Here is a 5,697-nt window from a genome sequence, read left to right on the forward strand (position 1 = left end):
CCTCCACCAGCTGCGCCACCGCCCTGAACACCCGGTCCGGATCCGCCGACGCGGCGATCCTCCTCCGCCAATACACCAAAACCGTGTGGTCCGGGGCCGGCTCGTCCACCGCCAGCCCCAACGCCGCCTTCCACCGCAAGTCGAACCCGGCCCGCTCCTCAGCCTCCCGATCCGACAACCCCTCCAACGCCTGCAACAACAACATCGCCGCGACCACCGAGCCCGGAGTCGACGGACGCCCCCGCCCCGACGGGAACAAATCAGCGAACGACTCCTCCGGGAACAACGCCAACCGATGCTCGGCCAAGAACGAGTACACCGTCCCGGGACCAACCAAGCCCGGCGCGACCTCGCCCACCGCGAACAAACCCCCGACACCCCGCGAAAAACCCTGCATAACACAATTTTCCCAGGCCACACCCCAAAAACCGGCAAAACCCCCGGCGCGGCGCCAAACCGCCCCAGGATTAATCACCAGTGTCTTAGGCGGCGAGGTTGTGGCGTTCTGGATGTTGGTCGGATAGCCAGACGAGTCCGAGCCTGTCGGATTTGCTGATGACTCTGAGGGCGAGGATCGGGGCGAGGCCGGTTATGGTCCAGTGCATGCCGGGGCGTTTCGCCCGGCAGGCGACGACGCTGGCGCAGGCGGACTCGACGTTGCCGCTGCCGATGAACAAGTGCAGGTCTTCCTCGAAGTGGCGGTATTGCATGGCGGCGTGGTTGGAGGTGAAGTATTTCGCCTCTCTGGCGGCGGGTTTGGCCAGGTGGGGCGCGGTTCGGTCGAGTTTGAGGGCGGCCACGGCGGCGGCGATGGCGGGCGTGTCGCCTCGGTGGAGGTCGTCGAGCCTGGCGTCGACCCATTCGTCCCGCTCCTCCAACACGGGCTCGAGGAGTTTGCCGAGGTCGTGGATGTGCTCGGCGGCGTGGAACCAGTCGACGATCCTGGTCGCCTGGGGGTAGTCCCTGTCGGCGATGGTCTTTATCCACTTCGCGCCGTCGCCGAGCACGACGGGCTGGCGGATCTGGCCGACGCCGCGCCTTCTGGCCTCGTCCCGCAGGCGGGCGGCGAACTCGTCGCAGCCGTCGAACGTCGCCACATAGGACTGGGAGCCGGGGTCCTGGACGGGCTCCCCGCCCGGGCCGAGCCCGGACTGGGTGAACACCACCCCGATCTTGACCTCCCGGGTCTTCGCCCTCCCGTCGGGAGCCTTGCCGGACTCCGGGTTGACCTCCCGGGGCAGCATGGGCGCGCCCGTGCCGTCCATGACGATGTAAATCTTGTCCGGCGCGCCGGCGGCGAACGCCGGCTCCGACCGGCCCGCCCGCGCCAGGGCGGCCTCCCGGTCGATCCCGGCCTGGGCCCGGCGCCCTTGCGCGACGGCGACCCGGTTGACCGTCGACGCGGACGCGACCTGGTGGCCCGTGAACACCTCGATCAGCTTGGCGGCCCGCGCGTACGGCATCTCCGCCCCGGCCAGCGCCAGCGCCTTGCCCATGCCGGCCGACGTCTTCCCCTCCACCCCGATCAACGAGTCGAACGGCGCGAAACCCTCCCGGCACGCCCCGCATTGGAAGTACCGCCGCTCGTAGGCGATCGGCCCCGCCAAAGTGCCCACCGTCTTCGGGCGGACGGCCACCATCCGCCCCCGCGCCCCGCAGCCGGGGCAGACAGCCGCCGCCGGCTCGCCGCCCGCCGCCAAGGCGACCACCGCCTGGAGCAGCCCGGACGACGCGGCCGCCCCCGCGTCTTGCGCCAACGGCTCCAACGCCTCCAGAGCGCGTCCCCCGCGGTCGCCGCCGAACGCCTCCCGCCCCGCCGCGAACACTTTGTCCACGTCGGCCGCGTAAGCCGCCACCAGCGCCGCCTTGACCGCCCCCACGTCCCCGGCCGGGACGCCCGCGGGCGCGCCCGCCCCGGTCAAGACCCCCTTTTTTGCCGGCCCGGGCCGGCTCGCCCCATGGCGGCGGACGCCCGGTCCACGCAGATCTGCTCGTTCACCTCCACATAGTCCTCCACCAGCGCCTGGAACTGCGCGAACGAGCCCAACTCGCCGCGCACCACGTCCGCGTGCGCGGGCGGGATCGCCTGGCCCCTCGAGCCGCCCCCGCCCCTGGCCGTCCTAGTCCACTGGGTCTTCGGGCCGTGGCCCGGGTCGCCCGGCTTCGCGCAATGGCAGGTCTTGCTGCCGCACTTGCGCCACACCCGCTGCAGGCTGCCCCGCCTGAACGGCCCCACCCGCGCCATCCGCGCCAAGACCAGCTCCCTGAGATCCATCAACTCCTTCTCCGTCATCCCCTCGTACCGCGTCATCGAAGCGCCCCTTCCCCAGGCTGGATATGGTACCCATATCCAGCCTACCCGCCCACCAGCCCAAACCCGCCAACCACACAACCACGAGTCACACCCCGGGGCGGTTTGGCGCCGCGCTACCAACAAGCGCTACGCGCCATCTGCTGGTTTTGGGGGTGTGACCTGGGAGGATGGTTTTGTGCAGGGCTATTCGCGGGGTGTCGGGGGTTTGTTCGCGGTGGGCGAGGTCGCGCCGGGCTTGGTTGGCGCCGGGACGGTGTACTCGTTCTTGGCCGAGCATCGGTTGGCGTTGTTCCCGGAGGAGTCGTTCGCTGATTTGTTTCCGTCGGGGCGGGGGCGTCCGTCGACTCCGGGCTCGGTGGTCGCGGCGATGTTGTTGTTGCAGGCGGTGGAGGGGTTGTCGGATCGGGAGGCTGAGGAGCGGGCCGGGTTCGACTTGCGGTGGAAGGCGGCGTTTGTCAATGGCCGTTTTGACTTCCCTGTGGGTGGCCATTTGATTTCCCTGTGGGTGGCCAAGACGGGTCCCTGCCCGTGGCCATGTGATCTCCCTGTCCGGGAGCGGTCGGGTCACGCCAGGGGCATCACCCCGCGTCCGCCGGTCGCTTCGGCCAGGCGGTGCGACTCGCCCTCGGTCAATACCACGTGGGCGTGGTGCAGCAGCCGGTCCACGGCCGCGGTGGCGACGGTCTTCGGCATGATCTGGTCGAAGCCGGAGGGATGCAGGTTCGAGGTGACCACCACGGAGCGTTTCTCGTAGGCCGCCTCGACTATCCGGTAGAACCCCTCCGCCGCTTGGGCGCTGACGGGCAGCAGGCCCACGTCGTCTATCACGATCACGTCGGCCCGGCACACCTGTTTGACGATCCTGGACGCGGACCCGTCCGCGGACGCCTTGGTCACGAGGGCGCCCAGGTCCTCGGTCGTGAACCACGCCACCCGCATGTCCGCCTCGATCGCTTTGTGGCACAAAGCCTCCGCGAAATGGGATTTGCCGGTTCCGGACGGGCCGGCCAGGGCCAGGTTCTCGCGCCGCCCGACCCACTCCAGGGCGGCCAGCCCGTCCTGCGTGCCGGGCGGGATCGAGGAGTCCTGACGCCGCCACGACTCGAACGTCTTGCCCGACGGCAGGCCCGCCGCCCGCCGCCTCGCCTCCCTGGACGCCCGGTCCCGCCCGTCGATCTCCTCGGCCAGCAGCACCCGCAGCGCCTCGGCCGGATCCCAACGCTGGGCCCTGGCCGCCGCCAGCACCTCCGGGGCGGCCTCGCGCATGTGCGGCAACCGCATCCGCCGCAACGCCCGCTCCAACTCCTCGGGCAGCGGCGGCGCCTTGTCCGGGGCGATCACGACGCAGCCTCCCGCCCGAACAGCGGCCGCTGGCCCGTCAGCCGCCCGTCCTGGCCCAAGCCCGGCTCGCGCCCCGCGGGCGGGTCGGCTTTGGCCCTGGCCCGCGGAATCCGGGCGGCCGCCATCTCGGCGGCCCGCCTGACCGCCGCCTGGCCGGGCGTGGCCGCGGTCGCGAACCCCGCCCACGCCGACGTGCCCGGCTGCAACGCCGCCGACTCGGCCGCGGCGGCGTCCCGGGCGGGCGCCTCCCAGCCGTCGCCGCCCGCCGACAGGTGCTCCGCGATCGACGCGATGTCGCCGGAGCCGTACCGGCCGGCCAGCCAGGCCCGCTCCACCGCCTCGCCGACCAGCGCCCGCCCCCGCAACGCCGCCAACTCGACCGCCTCGGCCATCTTCGACTCGATCCGCCCCACGCCCGACGCGCACGCCTGGACCAGCCACCTCTCCGCGGCCGGCCCGATCTGGCAGAACGCCTCCTCCTTCTTCGAACGCGGCCTCGCCGCCAGGGGTTTGGGCGCCCCGTCCGGGGTTTGCGGATGCCCGGGGCAATGCGACAAATCGATCATCGGCCAGCCCGGCGTCGACGCCTTGTGCCGCGCCACCTCGACCAATCCCCGGCCCTCCAACCACGCCGGCGGCGCGTCCAGCGACCTCGCGTCAACGCACACCACCACCTCCTCGCCCTGCTGGCGGACCCGCGCCGTCGCGCCCCACAACCCGGCCGGCACGGAATAGCGCACCGACCCGAAGCTGACGGTCTGATCCGCCATCACCACCCTCGGCTCGCCCAGCACGGCGCTGTGCGGCGCCTCCGGCGCCGGACGCATGAACGACACCTCCTCGGCCAGCATCTCCACCGGGCGGCGCCGGGTCGCCGAATGCGGGCGGGAGTTCACCTTCTCCATGAACTCGCGGCACGCGCCCGCCAACTCCGCCATCGACGCGTACGAGCCGCGCAGGTTCGCGTCCTTCGGCACCAGGTCCGCCTTCGCGATCTTCACGCTCGACTCGACCCCGCCCTTCGACTGCGGGTCATAAGGGACGCACGTCCACACCTGCGCGCCGTAATGCGCGCCGAGCTCCACCATCAACGGGTGGCGCACCGGCAGGCCCGCGACATGGTTCGTCGTCACCGTCTTCGCGTTGTCCGTCAACACATACGCCGTCACCCCGCCGACCAGGCGGAACATCGAGTCCAAGCACGCCGCCAACGCGCCCAGCGCCTGATCCCAGCACGGGATCACCACCCGGAACCGGGACCACGCCACCCACGCCACGAACAACACCGTCTTGCGGAGCGTCCCCGTGTGGTCCGCCACCCTCGGCCCGTCGCCCCAGTCGAACTGGATCCACTGCCCCGGCATCGTCACCCACGGCCTGGTCGACCGGTGGTTCGCCAACCGGTGGCGGGCCTTCGCCGCCGCCACCTCCCGCCGGGTCGTCCGATACGAGCCCGCGAACCCGCACGCCGCGATCGCCTCATGGACCTTGTCCGCCCGCACCTTCCCGCCCGACGCCTCCACCAGCTGGTCGATCCGGTCCCGGTGGCCGTCGATCAGCCGGGACCTGGCCAACCGCTCGTCCGGGGCCATCCCCCGGGCGCGGCGCGCCACCGCCCGCCTCACCGTCTTCGGGTCGCACCCGGCAAGCTGCGCCGCCGAATGCGCCACCCCGGTCGCGTCATACGCCTGCAAAATCTCCATCACCTGTCTGCCATCCTTTTTCACACGTCCCTCCTCGGGGGTCTGCCATCATCAGCAGACGCAGCCTTCCGGGGAGGGACACTTCCCGTCAGCCCGACACGCCAGCCGGGCCACGGACGACAGGGAGATCAAATGGCCACCCACAAGGACACCCCATGGCCACTCAAAGGGAAATCCCCTGGCCACCCACAAGGAGATTATCTTGGCCACCGTCAGCGTCGGGGCTGGCGGTGGACGAGCCGGCCCCGGACCACACGGTTTTGGTGTATTGGCGGAGGAGGATCGCCGCGTCGGCGGATCCGGACCGGGTGTTCAGGGCGGTGGCGCAGCTGGTGGAGG

General features: G+C 71.2%; 5 protein-coding genes and 1 pseudogene. 1 reads left to right on the forward strand and 5 read right to left on the reverse strand.

Annotated features, from left to right (window positions below; translation table 11 throughout):
* The 3 genes from LBC97_11670 to LBC97_11680 form a co-directional block, all read right to left on the reverse strand.
* A partial coding sequence (locus LBC97_11670) for a transposase (GenBank protein ID MDR2566685.1) occupies positions 1–397 on the reverse strand: 397 nt, incomplete at its 3' end.
* Positions 398–482: 85 nt separating this feature from the next.
* A complete protein-coding gene (locus LBC97_11675; protein MDR2566686.1) occupies positions 483–1,922 on the reverse strand; it encodes an ISKra4 family transposase in 1,440 nt (479 codons plus the stop codon).
* Positions 1,919–2,311 (reverse strand): hypothetical protein, encoded by a 393-nt coding sequence (locus LBC97_11680; GenBank protein ID MDR2566687.1) that lies wholly within the window; start codon positions 2,309–2,311, stop codon positions 1,919–1,921. The genes LBC97_11675 and LBC97_11680 overlap by 4 nt, the downstream gene beginning before the upstream one ends.
* A 256-nt stretch (positions 2,312–2,567) precedes the next feature.
* Between LBC97_11680 and LBC97_11685 the strand changes: the two are divergent.
* Positions 2,568–2,762: pseudogene (locus tag LBC97_11685) on the forward strand (transposase).
* Positions 2,763–2,878: 116 nt separating this feature from the next.
* On the opposite strand, the gene istB reads toward LBC97_11685, so the two are convergent.
* Together istB and istA are read right to left on the reverse strand one after the other, a co-directional pair.
* Positions 2,879–3,655 (reverse strand): IS21-like element helper ATPase IstB, encoded by a 777-nt coding sequence (istB, locus tag LBC97_11690; protein MDR2566688.1) that lies wholly within the window; start codon positions 3,653–3,655, stop codon positions 2,879–2,881.
* A complete protein-coding gene (istA, locus tag LBC97_11695; protein ID MDR2566689.1) occupies positions 3,652–5,382 on the reverse strand; it encodes an IS21 family transposase in 1,731 nt (576 codons plus the stop codon). The genes istB and istA overlap by 4 nt, the downstream gene beginning before the upstream one ends.
* Between the last annotated feature and the right edge of the window lie 315 nt (positions 5,383–5,697).

Source organism: Bifidobacteriaceae bacterium, from assembly GCA_031281585.1.
Lineage (GTDB): Bacteria > Actinomycetota > Actinomycetes > Actinomycetales > WQXJ01 > JAIRTF01.

Bases quoted from the DNA above. Each gene is read 5' to 3' on its own strand.
- LBC97_11680 (MDR2566687.1), bottom strand. From the start codon at position 2,311: ATGACGCGGTACGAGGGGATGACGGAGAAGGAGTTGATGGATCTCAGG.